This is a genomic window from Streptomyces sp. WM6378, assembly GCF_001279695.1.
Classification (GTDB): domain Bacteria; phylum Actinomycetota; class Actinomycetes; order Streptomycetales; family Streptomycetaceae; genus Streptomyces.
Genome location: NZ_LGDD01000024.1, coordinates 112,731 through 130,577 on the forward strand (window position 1 = coordinate 112,731; position 17,847 = coordinate 130,577).

Sequence of the window (17,847 nt, forward strand, 5' to 3'; positions counted from 1 at the left end):
TGTCAGCCGGACGCCGTCACAACGCCCTGCCGACGATCACGCCCCTCGGCCGGTCCGCCTCAGCCCAGGTTCGGCACGCGCCAGTCGATCGGGGCGTGGCCCTGCGCCGCGACCGCCTCGTTGATCTGCGTGAACGGGTGCGAGCCGAAGAACTTCTTGGCCGAGAGCGGCGAGGGGTGCGCGCCCTTGACCACCACGTGGCGCTCCTCGTCGATCAGCGGGAGCTTCTTCTGCGCGTAGTTGCCCCACAGCACGAAGACCGCCGGGTCGGGCCGCGAGGCGACCGCGCGGATCACCGCGTCGGTGAACTTCTCCCAGCCCTTGCCCTTGTGCGAGTTGGCCTCGCCGGAGCGCACGGTGAGCACCGCGTTGAGCAGCAGGACGCCCTGCTCGGCCCACGGCATCAGATAGCCGTTGTCCGGGATGTCCAGGCCGAGCTCGTCGCGCATCTCCTTGTAGATGTTGCGCAGCGACGGCGGCGTCTTGACGCCGGGCCGCACCGAGAAGCACAGGCCGTGACCCTGGCCCTCGCCGTGGTACGGGTCCTGGCCGAGGACCAGGACCTTCACCTTCTCGTACGGCGTCGCGTCCAAGGCCGCGAAGACCTCCTCGCGCGGCGGGAAGACGGGGCCCTTCGCCCGCTCCTCCTCGACGAACGCGGTGAGCTCCTTGAAGTACGGCTTCTGGAGCTCCTCGCCGAGGACGCCCTGCCAGGACTCGGGCAGCATGGCGATATCGGTCACGTCAACAACCTCCGTGGGACATTCGGTTACCGCACCCTCGGTGCGGAATTCAGAACCTACCGGCCACCACTGACAACGCCGTCCGCGCCCGCCCCTACCAGCTGGTCTTGCGGTGCAGCTCCCACATCTGCATGACGGTCTGCGGGTCCATGGCGCGCTCGCCGCCCGCGATGTCGTCGCTCGCCGCGATGTAGAGCTTGCCCTGCCACAGGGGCAGCAGCCGTACGTCGTCGACGAGGATGTCCTGGGCGCGCTCGAACTGCTTGCTCACCGCGCCCCGGTCGGAGATCTCGCGGGACTGCGGGATCAGCTGCGTGGTGATCTCGCGCGGATCGTAGGGCGTGCCGACCGCGTTCTCCTTGCCGACGAACGGCGCGATGAAGTTGTCCGGGTCGGGGAAGTCGGGGAACCAGCCGCGCCCGAAGACGGGGAAGTCGCCGGCCTGGAAGCCCTCGGTGTACGTCTTCCAGGGCCGGCTGTTGAGCGTGATGTCGAAGAGGCCCGAGGAGTCGAGCTGCCGCTTGAGCTCCTGGAACTCCGCCGCCATGGAGGAGCCGTAGCGGTCGGTGGTGTACCAGAAGGTGAGCGGGACCGGGCCGGTGATGCCGGCCTTGCGCAGGATGTCCTTCGCCTTGGGGACGCTGGGCGAGCCGAAGGCGTCGAAGAAGCTGGTGGTGTGCCCGTTCACGCCGGTCGGGACCATGGAGTACAGCGGTTCGGCGGTGCCCTTGTAGACCTTGGCGACCAGGGCGTCGCGGTCGACGAGCTGGGCGACCGCGCGGCGTACGGCCGGGTTCGCGGCCTCGGGGTCCTTGGGGTTGAAGACGAGGAAGCGGATCTCGGTGCCGGTGTTCTCGACGAGTTCGAGCGGCTTGCCCGCGGCCTTCTCGTTGCGTACGTCCTCGACCTCGTCGGCGGTGATGCCTCGGTAGGTGACGTCGATCTGCTTGTCCTTGAGGGCGTCCACCATGGTCTTGGAATCGCGGAAGTAGCGGATGGTGACGCCGTCGTTCTTGCGCTGTGCGAAACCCTGGTAGCTGTCGTTCTTCTTCAGGACCGCGCGGTCGCCCGCCTTGTACGAGTCGAGCGTGTACGGGCCCGAGCCGGTGAGCCCGCCGTCGTCGCGGAGCTTGTCGGCCGGGTACGCCTTGGGGTCCACGATCGACATGGCGGGCGCGCCGAGCACGTAGGGGAAGGTCGCGTCGGGCTTGTTGAGGTGGAAGGTGACGGTCAGGTCGTTGTCGACGGTGACGTTGTCGAGGCTGGTGAGCAGCCCCTTCGGGCCCGCCTTCACATTGATCTTCACGATCCGGTCGATGGAGTACTTGACGGCGTTCGCGTCGAGCTTCGTTCCGTCGGAGAAGGTCATTCCCTTGCGCAATGTGCAGGTGAACGTGCGGCTCGACTTGTCCTGGAACTGGCAGGACTGCGCGGCGTCGGGCTGCGGCGCGCTGCTGCCGGTCGGGAAGGCCACCAGAGTCTGGAAGACATTCCGGTACAACTCCCACGATCCGTCCCAGGACGCGGCCGGGTCGAGCGTGCTCGGTTCGCTTGTCGTCCCCACTGTTATCCCCTGCTGCGCCTGCGAACCGCCCCCCGAGAGCAGTCCGCAGCCGCCGAGCAGGGATATGGACGCAAGGGCCGCCATGGTGCGCCGGCAGATGGTCCGTTTGAACACGTGCACGCTCCTCGATCGGCCATGGGTCGGCAGACCATACCGCAGTGCCCCGCTGGGTCGACCGACCGTCTCAGCAGGGCACGTTGGAATATTCAGGAGCAAATCCGCTCAGTTTTCGCGGACCTCCCGCGTCAGTGGACTCCGGCGTTCAGGAACAGCCCGCCGTCGACGACCAGCGTCTGTCCGGTGACCCAGTCCGACTGCTCGGAGGTGAGGAAGGCCGCCGCGCCGCCGATGTCGGCGGGCACGCCGAGCCGGCCGAGCGGGTAGGCCGCGGCGGCCTCCGCCTCGCGGCCCTCGTAGAGCGCCTGGGCGAACTTGGTCTTGATCACGGCCGGGGCGATCGCGTTGACCCGGACCACCGGCGCGAACTCGTGCGCCAGCTGGAGCGTCAGGTTGACCATGGCCGCCTTGCTCATGCCGTACGCGCCGATGAAGGGCGAGGCGGAGACGCCGGCGATGGAGGCGATGTTGACGATTGCGCCGCCGTTGTCCTTCTGCCAGGCCTTCCAGGTCTGCTGGGCGAAGCCGAGCGCGGAGATCACGTTCGTCTCGTACACCTTGCGCGCGACGTTCAGGTCGAGCTCGGCGATCGGGCCGAACACCGGGTTCGTGCCGGCGTTGTTGACCAGGAAGTCGACCCGGCCGAAGGCCTCCATGGTGCGCTCGACGACGGTGGCCTGGTGGACCTCGTCGGCGGCCTTGCCCGCGACGGCGATGACCCGGTCGGAGCCGAGCCGCTCGACGGCCTCCTTGAGGGCGTCCTCGCCGCGTCCGGTGATGCACACCCGGTCGCCGCGGGCGACGAGCGCCTCGGCGATGCCGTAGCCGATGCCGCGGCTGGCTCCGGTGACCAGGGCCACCTTGCCCGACAGTTCAGGAAGTTCAGTCATGTCCCTTGCCCCTGGCCTTAGTTGAGCGGTCCGCCGGCCACGTACATGACCTGGCCGGAGACGAAGCCGGCGGCGTCGCCCGAGAAGAAGGCGATCGCGTTGGCGATGTCCTCGGGGAAGCCGACGCGCTGGACGGGGATCTGGGTGGCGGCCGCGGCCTGGAACTCCTCGAAGCCCATGCCGACCCGGGCGGCGGTCTGCGCGGTCATCTCGGTGACGATGAAGCCGGGGGCGACCGCGTTGGCGGTGATGCCGAACTTGCCGAGCTCCTTGGCGAGGGTCTTGGTGAAGCCCTGCAGGCCGGCCTTGACGGCGGCGTAGTTGGCCTGGCCGCGGTTGCCGAGCGCGGAGGACGAGGAGAGCGAGACGATGCGGCCCCACTTGGCGTCCACCATGTGCTTCTGACAGGCCTTGGCCATCAGGAACGCGCCCTTGAGGTGCACGTTCATCACGGTGTCCCAGTCCGACTCGCTCATCTTGAAGAGGAGGTTGTCGCGCAGCACGCCCGCGTTGTTGACGAGGATGGTCGGCGCACCGAGCTCGGCCGCCACGCGCTCGACGGCCGCCTCCACCTGGGCGCTGTCCGACACGTCGCAGCCGACGGCGATGGCCCGGCCACCCGCCGCGGTGATCTTGTCGACGGTGTCCTTGCAGGCCGCCTCGTCGAGGTCGAGTACGGCGACGGCCCGGCCCTCGGCCGCAAGCCGGACGGCGGTCGCGGCGCCAATGCCCCGCGCCGCCCCGGTCACGATGGCGACACGCTGCTCGGTGGTGGACATGCTGTTCTCCTCGCCCTGGGATCCGCGGCCCTCAGTCACTGAGCAACCGCTTAGTAGCTTCAGCAGTCGAGACGCTAGAAGCCCTGGCACCCGGTGTCAACGGCCCACGGATCCCCCGGCGCATGTCACACCCCCCGCCGGGCGGAAATCAGCGCACCAGGAGGTCGAGCAGCCGCTCGGCCTCGGCCGCCGGATCGGCGGTCAGGCCGGTGTGCACCGGGCCCGGCTGGACGACCGTGGAGCGCGGCGCGATCAGCCACCGGAAGCGGCGGCCGGCGTCGTCACCCGCCGCCTGTCCGGCTCCCTCGCCGCCGCCGCAGACGCCCTCGACGGCGCGCAGCGCGGCCCGCACGCCCACGACGTCCGCGGCCGGGTCGAGCGCCTTCAGCTTCGCCTCGTCCAGATGGGTGCGGGCCGCGACGAAGGAGTGGGCGCGGCAATAGACCAGCACGCCGGCGTTGAAACATTCACCGCGCTCGACGCGTGGCACCACGCGCAGCAGCGCGTACTCGAAGACATCGCGCTTGCTCAACGGTCGGCATCCTTCTCGCGGCTCTTGCTGTTCTTGGTGGGGTGCGGCCAGGGCTTGGCGTGCTCGGTCAGCCAGCCCGGGGGCTGCGGCGCCTTTGTCTTCACCGGGGCGTCAAACGTGATCCGCTCGTGAATGTCGGCGGACCGGGCGAGCAGCGGTTCGACATAGGCGCGGCGCAGCGCGTCGGTGGTGTCGAACCCGGGCTCGTCGACCAGCCACTCGCAGGGCACCAGGGCCGCGACCTCGGTCAGGAGCTCCTCGGTGACCAGCGGCGCGAGCTCGGCGGCAGCGGCGGCGATGTCGGGCCCGAACGGCGCGAGCGCGTGGTCGGAGGCGTTGTACGGCTTGGCGGCCGACGCCGCGGCGCCGGGCCAGTTGTGGTGCCAGATCATCGTGGCCCCGTGGTCGATGAGCCACAGGTCGCCGTGCCAGACCAGCATGTTGGGGTTGCGCCACGAGCGGTCGACGTTGTTGATCAGCGCGTCGAACCAGACGACCTTGCCGGCCTCCACCGCGTCCACCTGGTAGGCGAGCGGGTCGAAGCCGAGCGAGCCGGGCAGGTAGTCCATCCCGAGGTTGAGGCCGCCGCTCGCCTTGAGCAGCTCCTGCACCTCCTGGTCGGGCTCGGACAGGCCGATGACCGGGTCGAGCTGGATGGTGACCAGTTCCGGGACTCGCAGCCCGAGCCGCCGGCCGAGCTCGCCGCAGATGACCTCCGCGACGAGCGTCTTGCGGCCCTGGCCGGCCCCGGTGAACTTCATGACGTACGTTCCGAGATCGTCGGCCTCGACGATGCCCGGAAGCGATCCGCCCTCACGCAACGGCGTGACGTACCGGGTCGCGACGACCTCATTCAACATTTTCCCGGGCCATCCATCTCTTTGGCGTTCTCTTTGGGCGTTGCAATCAACGGCATGCTTGGGGAGTAGTTACTGCGGGGCCCCGTGGACTCAGTGGAGGCAGAGGCAGAACGGATGGCCGGCCGGGTCCGCGTAGACCCGCCAGTTGGCCTCCGGGCGAAGCTGGTCCGTCCGCTCAAGGACGGTCGCGCCGAGGGCGAGCGCCCGCTTCTCCTCCCCTTCCAGGTCGTCCACGTCGAAGTCCAGGTGGATCTGCTGCGGGTGCTGCTGGCTGGGCCATTCGGGCGGCCGGTAGCCGTCCACCCGCTGGCAGGCCAGCGGCGTTCCCTCGAACCCGTACACCTCGACCCAGTCGGAATCCCCCGAGTCCGCGACCACCCGGCCGCCGAGCAGGTCCGCGTAGAACTCCGCGAGCCGTACCGGATCGGCGCAGTCAAGGGCGACCGCCTGCAGCTTTCGAATCACTTCCGACACCCCTCGTCCCTGGACGGTTTCAGCGACTCCCCCGTACGAGAGGGTCGCACCCGAGCAACCGTACGCGGTTCCTCGGCCGGGCTGCGGCGGGGTGACGGCGAGTGGCGCCGGTCGGTGCTGCGACTGGAGCGGGCGGCACGCTCGATCAGAGGGGGCCTGCCGGAATGGAGCGTCCGTCTCGCAACTCCCGGCTCAACAGCCGTCAGCCATAAGAAAGTTCGGCCATCGCGGCCATTACGACAACAGTCACCGGCACACCCCGGCCCACACCAATTTCCTGCGAATCAGCCCTGTTTGACAAATCTCAGCCGGAGCAGGGAAGATCATTAAGTAAAGGTGCAGACCATTAAGGAATCGTTAGGGTAACGCGTCCGTAGTGTCGTGAATGCGGTGATGCCTGGAGACCCGGCCGCCGACGCGCTGTGGGAATCATCACGCGCAGCGGAACCTGAATGACTCGTTCGTTCGCCGGTGTGTCCCAGGTGACCACATTGATCGCAGATCCGACCCAGGCCCCCGGTGGGCGCATCCCGCGCACGCACACTCCCGGCACCGGAATTCCGGTGCTGGTCACCGATGGGCCGCCACGGGTCTACGGGCGCCAACGGGAGGGGTATTGGTGCTGATCAACGTTCTTGGTCCGTTGACGGTCGAGTACGGGGGGAAAACACATCGGATCCGGGCGAAGAAAATCCGGACCGTGTTCGCCGTCCTGGCTCTGAACGCGGGTCGCACGGTCTCGTGGGACACGCTCGTCGACGAACTCTGGCCCGACAAGGACCTGGAGAATTCGAGAAACGCCCTGCATGCCACCACGGCGAGGCTACGAAAACTCATGGACGGCTGGGATCTCGACGCGAAGCCCAATGAGCTGGTGCGCACCACGGGCAGCAGCTACATGCTGGACATCCCGCAGGCCTCGACCGACGCCGCTCAATTCCTGAAATTCGCGGCCCAGGGTTCCGAATTGCTGCGGGACCAGCCGGTCCGCGCCGAGGAATTGCTGCACCAGGCGCTGAGCCTGTGGCGGGGACCCGCGCTTCTGGACGCGGGGGACGGCCTGTTGTGCCAGTCCACCGCCGCCCAGTTGGAAGAGCGGCTGATGTCGCTGCGCGAAGACCTCATCGTGGTCAAACTCAATACCGGCGGGGAACGCGAGGCGATCTCCGAACTCCGGGAACTGGTCGTCCAGCATCCCGGGCGCGAGCGATTCAGCGAGCAGCTCATGGTGGCCCTTTACCGGTGCGGGCGCCAGAGCGAGGCGCTCGACGTCTACCAACGGACCCGGGACTGGCTTTCGGCCGAACTGGGTCTCGACGTCGGCCGTTCGCTGCGCAAGCTGTACCAGGACATCCTCTCCCAGGACCCGCTCCTGGACGCCAAGGCCTGATGAATGGAGCCCAACTCCCCCGATGTTTGGGGGGAGTCGGGCACCCGCAGCGACTGTTTCCTGGTCGCCGTTGTACGAACTGGGGCCTGCCGGAACACCTTCCGGCAGGCCCCCTCGCTTTTCTCAGCCCGCCTCGCGGTACGCCCGCAGGCTCAGCGGCACGCACAGCGCGAGCAGCGCCGCCAGCGTGCCGAACGCGACCAGGAGCGGGTGCTCCGCGGGGAAGCCGCCGCCCGTGACCACCGGGTTTCCCCACAGCGTCCGGCAGGCGGTGACCACCGAGCTGACCGGGTTCCACTCGGCGAGCGGCCGGATCCAGGACGGCAGGCCCTGGACCGAGAAGAAGGCGTTCGACAGGAACGAGAAGGCGACCAGCACGATCGCGCCCAGTGAATCGATCGCCTCCGGCGTGCGCATGAGCAGGCCGATCAGCACGCCGAGCCACAGCATCGCGTAGATGAACCCCACGATCAGCGCGAACCCGGCCACGACCGACAGCGTCCCGGTGTGCGGGCGCCAGCCGACGACCAGGCCCACCGACATGACGATGCCCAGGCCCAGTACGGAGACGATCAGGTCGGAGAGCGTCTGGCCGAAGAGCACCGAGCCGCGAGAGACGGGCAGTGACCGGAACCGGTCGACCAGGCCGCCGCGCAGGTCCATGCAGACGCCGATGGCGGTGGGACCGATGCTGGCGAGGCCGACCTGCACGGCGACCCCGGCCATCAGGTACTCCTCGTACGCACCGCTGCCGGGTACCGAGATGGAGTCCCTGAACAGGTAGCCCACCGCGATCAGCAGCACCAGCGGGTTCAGCGTGATGCCGAGGAACTTGCCCGGCGCCCTGCGCAGGTGCAGCAGGTGCCGCCCGGCGAGCGCGAACGTATCGGCGAGGCCCACGGCCAGTCCGCTCAACGGGCGGGCCGGGAGGCTCAGTTCACTCATGGGGCACAGCCTTCGGATCGGGGCTCTCGGAACGTACGAGGTTGTCGGGGCCCGCCGGTCGGTCGGTGAGCTGGAAGAACACGTCGTCGAGGGTGGGACGGCGCAGCTCGAAGTCCACGACGTCCACGCCCGCGTCGCCAAGGGCGGTCGCGACCGCGGCCAGGCTGCGCAGACCGGAGTCGAGCTGGACCGAGATGCTCCGGCCCTTCGGATCCACCACCGGTTCGGCGGAGGCGATCGCGGACACCGCCGACAGGGCGGCGGGCAGGGCGTCCTGACGGGTCACCGAGACTTCCAGGCGTTCGGTACCGACCTTGCGTTTCAGCTCGGCCGGTGTGCCCGCCGCGATGACCCTTCCCTGGTCGATGACCACGATCTGGTCGGCGAGGAAGTCCGCCTCCTCCAGGTACTGCGTGGTCAGCAGCACCGTAATGCCGTCGGCGACCAGTTCGCGCACCACGTTCCACAGCACCATGCGGCTCGTCGGGTCGAGGCCGGTGGTCGGCTCGTCGAGGAACAGCACGGGCGGCCGGGCGATGATGCAGGTGGCCAGGTCGAGACGGCGGCGCATGCCGCCCGAGTAGGTGCCCGCCGGGCGGTCGGCGGCGGCCGTCAGCTCGAACCGTTCCAGTAGTTCGTCGGCACGCTGCCGGGCCCCGCGCCGCCCCTGCCGCAGCAGGCGGCCGAGCAGCACGAGGTTCTCCCGGCCGGTGAGCAGTTCGTCGACGGCGGCGTACTGGCCGGCGAGGCCGATCCTGCGCCGTACCTCCTTGCTCTGCTCGACCACGTCGTATCCGGCGACCGTCGCATGTCCGGCGTCCGGCTTCAGCAGGGTGGCGAGGACCCGCACGGTCGTTGTCTTGCCGGCCCCGTTGGGGCCGAGCACGCCGAGCACGGAGCCCGTCGCGACCGACAGATCCACCCCTCGCAGCGCGGTGTGGCCCTTGTACCGCTTCTCCAGTCCCTCCGCGTAGACCGCGGTGTCCGTCGCCACGCGGTCAGTTGCCGGAGTGAGCGGCCAGGCTCTTCGGCCGCATGTCGGTCCAGTCCCGCTCGACGGCGGCCAGTGCCTCGGCGCGCCCGCTCTCGTCCGCCGTCACCGTCCAGCCGGCCGGCACCGCCGCGAACGTGGGCCACAGGCTGTGCTGGCCCTCGTCGTTGATCAGGACGAGGAACTTGCCCTCTTCGTTGTCGAATGGATTCGCCATGGTTCTCTTCTCCAGTTCTCGTAATTTCCGGACTTTTTCAGGACCCCTATTACGGGGATGTCAGGTGTGCAGACGGTCGAGTTCGGCGGCTATGACGCGGCCGATATGGGCCTGCGGTCCCGAATGCATCATGAATTCGTGGCCGCACGGCACCTCGTGGGTCTCCACCGCGCCCGATACGTGCGGCGCCCAGGCCCGCCGCTTGGCGGCGCTCTCCTCGCCGTCGAGGCCCAGGGCCGCGACGAAGAGCAGCATCTTCCCGGCGACGTTCCCCGGCTTGAACTGCCGTACCAGGTCGATGCGGTTGCGCATCCCCTCAAGGAGCGAGGGGACGTCGAGTTCCGCCAGGGGGCTGCCGTCGTGGCGCAGGGCGTCGGCGACCTCTGCGGGTGTCGGCTCCCCGGGGCTCTCCGCGCGGTCGAGGCCGCAGTACTCCAGTACGGCGTCGAGCAGTTCCGCGTCGGTGGGGGCCGGATCGTCCTGGCCGGCCGGGTAGCCGTCCAGGTTGGCGAGCAGGGCCACCTCCTCGCCCGCGGCCTGGAGTTGGGCGGCCATCTCGTGTGCCACCAGGCCGCCGTAGGACCAGCCGAGCAGGTGGTACGGGCCGGTCGGCTGGACCTTTCTGAGGCGCCCGACGTATTCCGCGGCGACCTGTTCGATGCTCCCCGGGAGCGGGCTGGGGCCGCCGGGTGCCTGGAGTCCGTAGATGGGGTGGCGCTCGCCGATGAGGCCGGTCAGGCCCAGGTAGGGGAGGCTGAAGCCCATGCCGCCGTGGACGCAGAACAGCGGCGGCCGGTCTCCCGAGGGCCGGATCGGCAGCACCGCGGCGAAGGGGTCGAACACCGGCCCCTCGGTGGCCCGGTCCTCCAGCTCCCGCCCGATCCGGTCGAGGAAGGTGGCGCCCGGCGCGTGGGCGGCCCGTTCGGCGACGGCGGCCAGGGCCTGTACGGACCGGTGCCGGAAGACGTCGGCCGGTGCGAGGTCCAGGCCCGCCTTGCGGGCGCGGGCGACGACCTGCACCGAGCGGATGCTGTCGCCGCCGAGTTCGAAGAAGTCCGCGTCGGCGAACACCTGGGGCAGGCCGAGCACTTCGGCGAACACCACGCACAGGATCTCCTCCCGCGGCGTGCGCGACGCCCTGCCGGCCCGGGCGGCCATCGCCGCCGGGTCGGGGGCGGGCAGCGCCTTGCGGTCCACCTTCCCGTTGGGGGTCAGCGGCAGCGCGTCGAGCGCCACGAAGGCGGTGGGCACCATGTAGTCGGGCAACAGCCCGGCGAGGTGGGCGCGCAGCTCCGTGCGGGAGACGCCGCGAGCCACGACGTAGGCGGTCAGGCGGCGCTCGCCCGGCGTGTCCTCGCGGACCACGGCGACGGCCTGGGTCACCCCCGGGCAGCTGCCCAGGGCCTGCTCGACCTCGCCGAGTTCGATGCGGAAGCCGCGCACCTTCACCTGGTGGTCGGCCCGGCCGAGGTAGTCCAACTCCCCCTCGGCACACCACCGTACGAGGTCGCCGGTGCGGTACATGCGGCTGCCCGGTGCCCCGTACGGGTCCGCGACGAAGCGCTCGGCGGTCAGGCCCGGGCGGTTCAGGTAGCCGCGGGCCAGCTGCGCTCCGGCGATGTACAGCTCGCCCACCACGCCGGGGGCGACCGGGCGCAGCCAGGCGTCCAGGACGTATGCGCGGGTGTTGGCGAGGGGCCGCCCGATGGTCGGCTTGGCCGTGCCCGACAGGGGGCCGCTGGAGGTGGCGCACACCGTGGACTCGGTCGGGCCGTAGCAGTTGACCATGGTGCGGCCGGCCGACCAGCGGGCCGCGGCCTCCGGCGGGCAGGCCTCGCCCGCGGTGATCAGGGTCAGGTCGTCGGGCAGCGTGATGTCCTCGGGGAACGCGGCCAGGACGACGGGTGGCAGCACGGCGAGGTTCACGCCGTGGCCGGCGATCAGTTCGGCGAGCGGCTCGCCGGGGGCCCGGCTCTCGGGGGTCGTGAGGACCACGGTGCCGCCGCCGAGCAGCGGGACGAACATCTCCACGGACGCCGCGTCGAAGCTCGGCGAGGCGAACTGGAGCATCCGCGTGTGCGGGCCTACGCCGAAGCGCGCCACGTGGTCGGCGTGCAGCGCGGCCACCCCGGCGTGCTCGACGACGACGCCTTTGGGGCGGCCGGTCGAGCCCGAGGTGTAGATGACGTAGGCGGCGTCCCGTCGGGTGAGCGGGCGCAGGCGTTCAGCGTCGGTGAGGTCGGTGTCGCCGGTGGCCGGGGCGGCGCCGTCCAGGACGACGGTGTCCGTGCCGGATCCGGCCAGGACCGCTGCCTTCTCCGGGACGGTGACCACACAGTTCGGGGCGGCGTCGCCCAGCATGTAGGTGATGCGGTCGGCCGGGTAGTCCGGGTCGATGGGCAGATAGGCCGCGCCGGACTTCAGTACGGCCAGGACCGCGACGACCATGTCGACCGAGCGCGGGATCATCAGGCCGACGGTCCGGCCCGGTCCGGCTCCGCGCGCGACGAGCAGCCTGGCGAGGCGGTTGGCGCGCGCGTTGAGCTCGCGGTAGGTGACCTCCTCGGCGCGGAACACGACGGCCGGGTGGTCCGGTTGCCGCGCCGCGTGCGCCTGGAACATCTCCGGCAGGGTCAGCGGGGACACGTCGGTGGTGGCGCTGTTCCACTCCTCGACCATCCGGTGCCGCTCCTCCGCGTCCAGTACGTCGATGCGGCTGAGCGTCGTCTCGGGGTCGGCCACGACCGTCTCCAGGAGCCGTACGAAGCGGCGGGTGAGCTGCTCCACGGTGTCCGGGCGGAAGAGATCGGTGCTGTATTCGACCAGGACGTCGAGGCCGCCCGGCTCGCCCTCGGTCCCCCGCTCGGACAGCTGGAACGCGAGGTCGAACTTGGCCGTGGTGGCGGCGACCGGCTCGGTGGCCGCCACCAGGCCCGGCAGCGACAGCGCGGCCCCGGCCGTGTTCTGGAAGGCCAGCATGACCTGGAACAGGGGCTGCCTGGCCGGCGAGCGCGCCGGGTTGACGACCTCCACCAGGCGCTCGAACGGCAGGTCCTGGTGCTCGTAGGCCGCCAGGTCCGTCTCCCGTACGCGGCGCAGCAGTTCCCCGAACGCGGGGTCGCCGGAGGTGTCCGTGCGCAGCACGAGGGTGTTGGTGAAGAAGCCCACGAGGTCGTCGAGCGCCTCGTCCGTGCGGCCGGCGACGGGGCTGCCCAGGGGGATGTCCTCCCCGGCGCCCAGCTTGGTGAGCAGCGCGGCGAGCGCGGCCTGTACGACCATGAACAGGCTCACGCCCCGGTTTCGCGCCAGCTCGGCCAGCCTGGCGTGCAGTTCGGGTCCGATGACATCGGCGTGCTCGGCCCCCTCGTGCGTGGTGACCGGGGGCCGCGAGAAGTCGGCGGGCAGCTCGATCTCCTCGGGGACTCCGGCCAACGCGGCCTTCCAGTAGGTGAGTTGGCGGGCCGCGACGCTGTCGGGATCACTCTCGTCGCCGAGCAGTTCACGCTGGCGCAAGGTGTAGTCGGCGTACTGGACGGGCAGCGGCCGCCAGGTGGGGGTCTCGCCCGCGCGGCGCGCGCGGTAGGCGTGGCCGAGGTCGTCGGCGAGCGGCTTCAGGGACCAGCCGTCGCCCGCGATGTGGTGCAGGACGAGCAGCAGGACGTGGTGGTCGTCGGCCAAGGTGAACAGGCGGGCCCGCAGGGGGATGTCCCGCGCCAGGTCGAAGCCCCGGGCCGCCTCGGCGGACAGCATCCCCTGGAGCGCGGACTCGGCGACGGGCTCCTGGCGCAGTGCGAAACGGGGATCGGCGAGCACGTGCTGGCGCGGGGCGCCGTCGGTGTCGGGGAAGACCGTGCGCAGCGTCTCGTGACGGCCCACGAGGTCGTCGAGTGCCGCGCTCAGCGCCGGGACATCGAGGCGGCCGGTCAGGCGCAGGCCCAGCGAGATGTTGTACGTGCCGTGGGCGTCGTCGAGCTGGTTGAGGAACCACAGCCGCTGCTGGGCGAAGGACAGCGGCACCGTCTCGGGGCGTACGTCGACCGGGCGCAGCACCGGGCGGGCGGCTTCGGCCCCCGGCAGTCGGGCGGCGAGCTTGGCCGGGGTCCGCGCGTCGAACAGCGCGCGGACCGGGAGTTCCGCGCCGAGGACGGCCCGTACCCGGCTCAGGACGCGGGCGGCGAGCAGGGAGTGGCCGCCGTGCTCGAAGAAGTCGTCGTCGGGACCGATCCCCGCAAGCCCGAGGACCTCGGCGAACACCTGGCACAGGAGCTCCTCCTGCGGGCTGCGCACGGCCCGGCCGCCGGACCGGGGCCCGAGGTCGGGGCCGGGCAGCGCCTTGCGGTCCACCTTCCCGTTGGGCGTGAGCGGCAGGACGTCGAGTGCGACGAACGCGGACGGGACCATGTATTCGGGGAGCAGGCCGGCCAGGTGGGTACGGAATTCGGCGGGCGTCGGCGCGGCGGCCGTCGGCACCACGTAGCCGACGAGGAGCTGCTCGCCGGGCTGGTCCTCGCGGACGGTCACCACGGCCTGTGCGACGCCGGGGTGGCGGGTCAACGCGTTCTCGATCTCGCCGAGTTCGATGCGGAAGCCGCGCACCTTCACCTGGTGGTCAGAGCGGCCGAGGTATTCGAGATGGCCGTCCGCGCCCCACCGTACGAGGTCGCCGGTGCGGTACATGCGGGTCCCGGGCTCTCCGTACGGGTCCGCCACGAACCGCTCCGCCGTGAGGCCGGGGCGGTTCAGGTAGCCGCGGGCGAGGCCCGCGCCCGCGATGTACAGCTCGCCCGGCACTGTGGCCGGGACCGGGCGCAGCCACGCGTCAAGGACGTATACGCGGGTGTTCAGGAGCGGGGTGCCGATGGCGGGTGCGCCGGGGCGGGTGCCGTCAACGCGGGCCGCGGTGGACCAGATGGTGGTCTCGGTCGGCCCGTACAGGTTCGTGACGCCGGCCGTCGCCTTGCGCAGTTCCTCGGCCAGCGGCTCGCTCAGGGCCTCGCCGCCGACGAAGCAGCGCACGGCGCCCAGGCTGTCGGGGGCTTCTTCGGCGAGCAGCGTCTGCCACAGGCTGGGCGTGGCCTGCATGGCGGTCGCGCCGCAGGCGAGGACGGCCTCGGCGAGGGCGGCGGGGTCGCGGACCGTGTCGCGGTCGGCGAGGTAGAGCCGCGCGCCGCTGAGCAGCGGTACGAACAGTTCGGTGTTGGCGATGTCGAACCCGAAGGTGGTGACTGCCAGGAACACCTCGCCCCGGGAGAGGCCGTACCGGCCGCGCATGTCCTCCAGGACGTTGGCCAGGCCGCCGTGGGTGACCACGACGCCCTTGGGTCGGCCCGTGGAGCCGGAGGTGAACAGCACGTAGGCGACGTCGTCGGAGTGGAGCGGTCGTGTCCTGTCGGGGAGGTCCGTGACCGGGAAGGCATCCAGGCCGGCCTGGATGGCGGCGTCGTCGAGGTCCCAGTACGCGAGCGCGGGCCCGTCGGTGGTGTACAGCGCGGTGTGCGTTCCGGCGGCGGTCAGGGCCAGGACCGGGCGGGTGTCGGCGAGCATGAACGCGATGCGCTCGGCCGGGTGGTCGGGGTCGACGGGCAGGTAGGCGGCGCCCGACTTCAGCACCGCGAGGGCCGCCACCACCAGGTCGTTGGACCTCGGCAGCGCGATGGCCACGGTCTGCCCGGGGCCGGCGCCCTGCTCGACGAGGGCGTGGGCGAGCCGGTTGGCGCGCGCGTTCAGCTCGCGGTAGGTGAGTTCGGCGCCCTGGCAGACGACGGCGATGTCCTGCGGTGTCTCGCGGACCCGCGCCTCGAACGTTCGCGGCAGCAGGCCGGGCGCCGTCTCCCCGGCGGTGTCGTTCCAGTCCGACCGGATCTGCCGGGACTCCTGGGGTGTCAGCACGCCGGTACGGGCCGTCGGCCGTCCGGGATCGGAGGCCACCGCCTCCAGTACGCCGAGGAGTCGACGCCCCATCAACTCAACCTCACTGCCAGCAAGTTGCTCCGGTGCGTAGTCGAAGCGCAGGCTCAGGCTCCCGTCCGGACCCGGCAGCACGGCAAGGGCGAGCGGGTAGTGGGTGACGGAGCGGATGTCCGCGTCGACGACGCGCAGGCCGGGCAGCGACGCGGCAAGGCCCTCCTCGTCCATGGGGTAGCTCTGGAACAGCAGGAGGGTGTCGAAGAGTTCTCCCGTACCCGCCTGGTTCTGGATGTCGGCGAGGCCCACGTGCTCGTACGGCATCAGCGCGGACTGCCGGTCCTGAATGTCGGCGAGCAGCGCGGCCACGGACTGGTCGGGGCGGGTGAACACCCGGACGGGGACGGTGTTGGCGAACAGGCCCACCATCGTCTCGACGCCAGGAAGTTCGGCCGGGCGGCCGGAGGTGACGGTGCCGAAGACGACGTCGTCGCGACCGGTCAGGCCGCCGAGCAGGATCGCCCAGGCGCCCTGGAAGACGGTGTTGAGGGTGACCCCGAGGCTCCGGGCCCGCGCGCCCAGCTCCGCCGCCAGAGGGCCGGGGACCTCGATGGTCAGCGAAAGCGGCATGACCGGGGCCCGCCCGGCGGAGTCGGCGGGGGTGGCCGGTACGAGGCGGGTGGGCTCGTCGAGGCCGGCCAGCGCGTGCTTCCAGGCGGCGAGTGCGGCTTCGGTGTCCTGCGCCTCCATGAAGGCCAGGTAGTCGCGGTACGGAGCGACATCCGCAAGGCCCGTGTCTCGTCCGTCCGCCGCGTAGAGGGTGAACAGCTCCTGGATGAGCATCGGCAGGGACCAGCCGTCGAGAAGGCTGTGATGGATCGTCCACACGAAGCGGTGCCGTCCGGCCCCCTGGCGCACCAGGACGCAGCGCATCAGCGGCGGGCGCGCGAGGTCGAAGCCGCGGTGACGTTCCTCGTCGGCCACGGCGCGCAGCGCGTCGGCGTCCGCGTCCGGCAGGTCGAGGTCCTGCCACGGCAACTCGACGTCCTTCAGGACGAGTTGGACCGGATCGCCGGAGGATCTGCGGCGGAAACAGGCCCGCAGGTTCGGGTGCCGGTGCAGCAGCTGTTCACAGGCGGAGCGCAGGGCCGCGCCGTCCAGATCCCCTTCGAGATCGACGGTCAGCTGGAGGGAGTACACGTCCGCCTGCCGGGGGTCGTACTCGGAGAGGAACAGCAGCCCCTTCTGCAGCGGCACCAGGGGCAGCACATCGCTGATGTTCGAACGCTTCATGACGTCTTCTTCCTCATTCACCGAATTCGAGGTCGAACTCGGCGAGTTCTTCCTGTGACAGCGAGACCAGCGGCTGGTCGGACACGGCGGGGGCCGGCGCGGGCTCCGCCGCGGGTCGTGCGGCGGCGGCGAGGGCCGCGGGCGTCTTGCGGGTGAAGACATCGCGCGGGGTGATGGTGAGGCCTGCCCTGCGGGCCCGGCCCACGACCTGTATGGAGCTGATGCTGTCGCCGCCCAGCGCGAAGAAGTCGTCGTCCGCCGTGACCGAGTCCAGGTTCAGCACCTCGGCGAACGCGGCGCACAGCGCCCGCTCCTCGGGGGTACGCGGCGCCCGCCCCGTCGTCGCGGCAACGCCCGCCCGGTCCGGCACCGGCAGCGCCTTGCGGTCCACCTTGCCGTTGGCCGTCAGCGGCAGTGCCTCCAGGGTCATGAACTCGGCCGGCACCATGTAGTCCGGCAGCACCTCCGCCAGCGCCGCCCGTGCGTGCTCGACGGTGGCGGGACCGACGAGGTAGCCGACGAGCCGCTTGCGCCCGCCGTCGTCGGGGACCGCCTGCACGGCCGTGTCCGTCACCCCGCCGACCGCCCTCAACACGGCCTCGATCTCACCGAGTTCGATGCGCCGCCCGCGGATCTTGACCTGGTGGTCGAGCCGTTCCAGGAACTCCAGTTGGCCGTCCGGCCGGTGGACCACGCGGTCCCCCGTCCGGTACATCCGCTCGCCCACCGCGCCGAAGGGGTCCGCGACGAACGTCACGGCGGTGCGCCCCGGATCGCCCAGGTAGCCGCGGCCCACGCCGGTGCCCGCGACGTACAGTTCGCCCGGTGTGCCGACGGGCACGAGGCGCAGGTAGTCGTCGAGGACGTACAGGCGGGTGTTGCGCACGACGCGGCCGATGGGAACGCGGGCGCCGAGCTCGCTGTGCGGGGTGAGGACGGCGTGCGTGACGTCGTCCGAGCACTCGGTGGGGCCGTAGGCATTGACGATCGGGATGTGCGGGTAGCGGGCGAACCAGCGCTCGCACACGTCCGCGGGCAGGGCCTCACCGGTGACGACCAGGTGGCGCAGGGCGGGCAGAACGGGGAAGTCCCCCGTGGTCTCCCAGGCGTCCAGGGCGGCCCGCAGCAGCGAGGGAACCACCTCAAGT

The 17,847-nt window shown here is 70.7% G+C and carries 13 protein-coding genes; 1 reads left to right on the forward strand and 12 read right to left on the reverse strand.

Annotated features, from left to right (window positions below):
* Positions 1-59 precede the first annotated feature (59 nt).
* From ADK54_RS04940 to ADK54_RS04970, 7 genes are all read right to left on the reverse strand, one after another.
* Positions 60-743: a uracil-DNA glycosylase gene (locus ADK54_RS04940; RefSeq protein ID WP_053724269.1), complete on the reverse strand. Its 684-nt coding sequence runs from the start codon at positions 741-743 to the stop codon at positions 60-62.
* Between the two features lie 94 nt (positions 744-837).
* On the reverse strand, positions 838-2,391 hold the full coding sequence (locus tag ADK54_RS04945; RefSeq protein ID WP_053724290.1) for an ABC transporter substrate-binding protein: 1,554 nt from the start codon (positions 2,389-2,391) through the stop codon (positions 838-840).
* 161 nt (positions 2,392-2,552) lie between these two features.
* Positions 2,553-3,314: an SDR family oxidoreductase gene (locus tag ADK54_RS04950; RefSeq protein ID WP_053724270.1), complete on the reverse strand. Its 762-nt coding sequence runs from the start codon at positions 3,312-3,314 to the stop codon at positions 2,553-2,555.
* 17 nt (positions 3,315-3,331) lie between these two features.
* On the reverse strand, positions 3,332-4,093 hold the full coding sequence (gene fabG, locus ADK54_RS04955; protein ID WP_053724271.1) for a 3-oxoacyl-ACP reductase FabG: 762 nt from the start codon (positions 4,091-4,093) through the stop codon (positions 3,332-3,334).
* A gap of 148 nt (positions 4,094-4,241) precedes the next feature.
* A complete protein-coding gene (locus ADK54_RS04960; RefSeq protein WP_053724272.1) occupies positions 4,242-4,625 on the reverse strand; it encodes a DUF3037 domain-containing protein in 384 nt (127 codons plus the stop codon).
* The gene (locus ADK54_RS04965) at positions 4,622-5,485 is read right to left on the reverse strand and encodes a HipA family kinase (protein WP_053724273.1); all 864 of its coding nucleotides are present in this window, start codon (positions 5,483-5,485) and stop codon (positions 4,622-4,624) included. The genes ADK54_RS04960 and ADK54_RS04965 overlap by 4 nt, the downstream gene beginning before the upstream one ends.
* A gap of 90 nt (positions 5,486-5,575) precedes the next feature.
* The gene (locus tag ADK54_RS04970; RefSeq protein WP_053724291.1) at positions 5,576-5,950 is read right to left on the reverse strand and encodes a VOC family protein; all 375 of its coding nucleotides are present in this window, start codon (positions 5,948-5,950) and stop codon (positions 5,576-5,578) included.
* Positions 5,951-6,578: 628 nt separating this feature from the next.
* On the opposite strand from ADK54_RS04970, the gene ADK54_RS04975 reads away from it, so the two are divergent.
* A complete protein-coding gene (locus ADK54_RS04975; RefSeq protein ID WP_078966130.1) occupies positions 6,579-7,349 on the forward strand; it encodes an AfsR/SARP family transcriptional regulator in 771 nt (256 codons plus the stop codon).
* Between the two features lie 123 nt (positions 7,350-7,472).
* Here the strand turns inward: ADK54_RS04975 and ADK54_RS04980 are convergent, their stop codons facing one another.
* From ADK54_RS04980 to ADK54_RS05000, 5 genes are all read right to left on the reverse strand, one after another.
* Entirely contained in the window at positions 7,473-8,294 is an 822-nt protein-coding gene (locus ADK54_RS04980) for an ABC transporter permease (RefSeq protein ID WP_053724275.1), read from the reverse strand.
* Complete coding sequence (locus tag ADK54_RS04985) at positions 8,287-9,288, reverse strand: ATP-binding cassette domain-containing protein (RefSeq protein ID WP_053724276.1); 1,002 nt, start codon at positions 9,286-9,288, stop codon at positions 8,287-8,289. Before ADK54_RS04985 ends, ADK54_RS04980 begins: the two co-directional genes overlap by 8 nt.
* 4 nt (positions 9,289-9,292) lie before the next feature.
* Positions 9,293-9,502 carry an MbtH family protein gene (locus ADK54_RS04990; protein WP_053724277.1) on the reverse strand — a complete coding sequence of 70 codons (210 nt, stop codon included), beginning with the start codon at positions 9,500-9,502 and terminating at the stop codon, positions 9,293-9,295.
* A gap of 60 nt (positions 9,503-9,562) precedes the next feature.
* Positions 9,563-16,699 carry an amino acid adenylation domain-containing protein gene (locus tag ADK54_RS04995; protein WP_053724278.1) on the reverse strand — a complete coding sequence of 2,379 codons (7,137 nt, stop codon included), beginning with the start codon at positions 16,697-16,699 and terminating at the stop codon, positions 9,563-9,565.
* 13 nt (positions 16,700-16,712) lie between these two features.
* The coding region (locus tag ADK54_RS05000; protein ID WP_159047627.1) for a non-ribosomal peptide synthetase at positions 16,713-17,847 on the reverse strand (1,135 nt) is incomplete at its 5' end.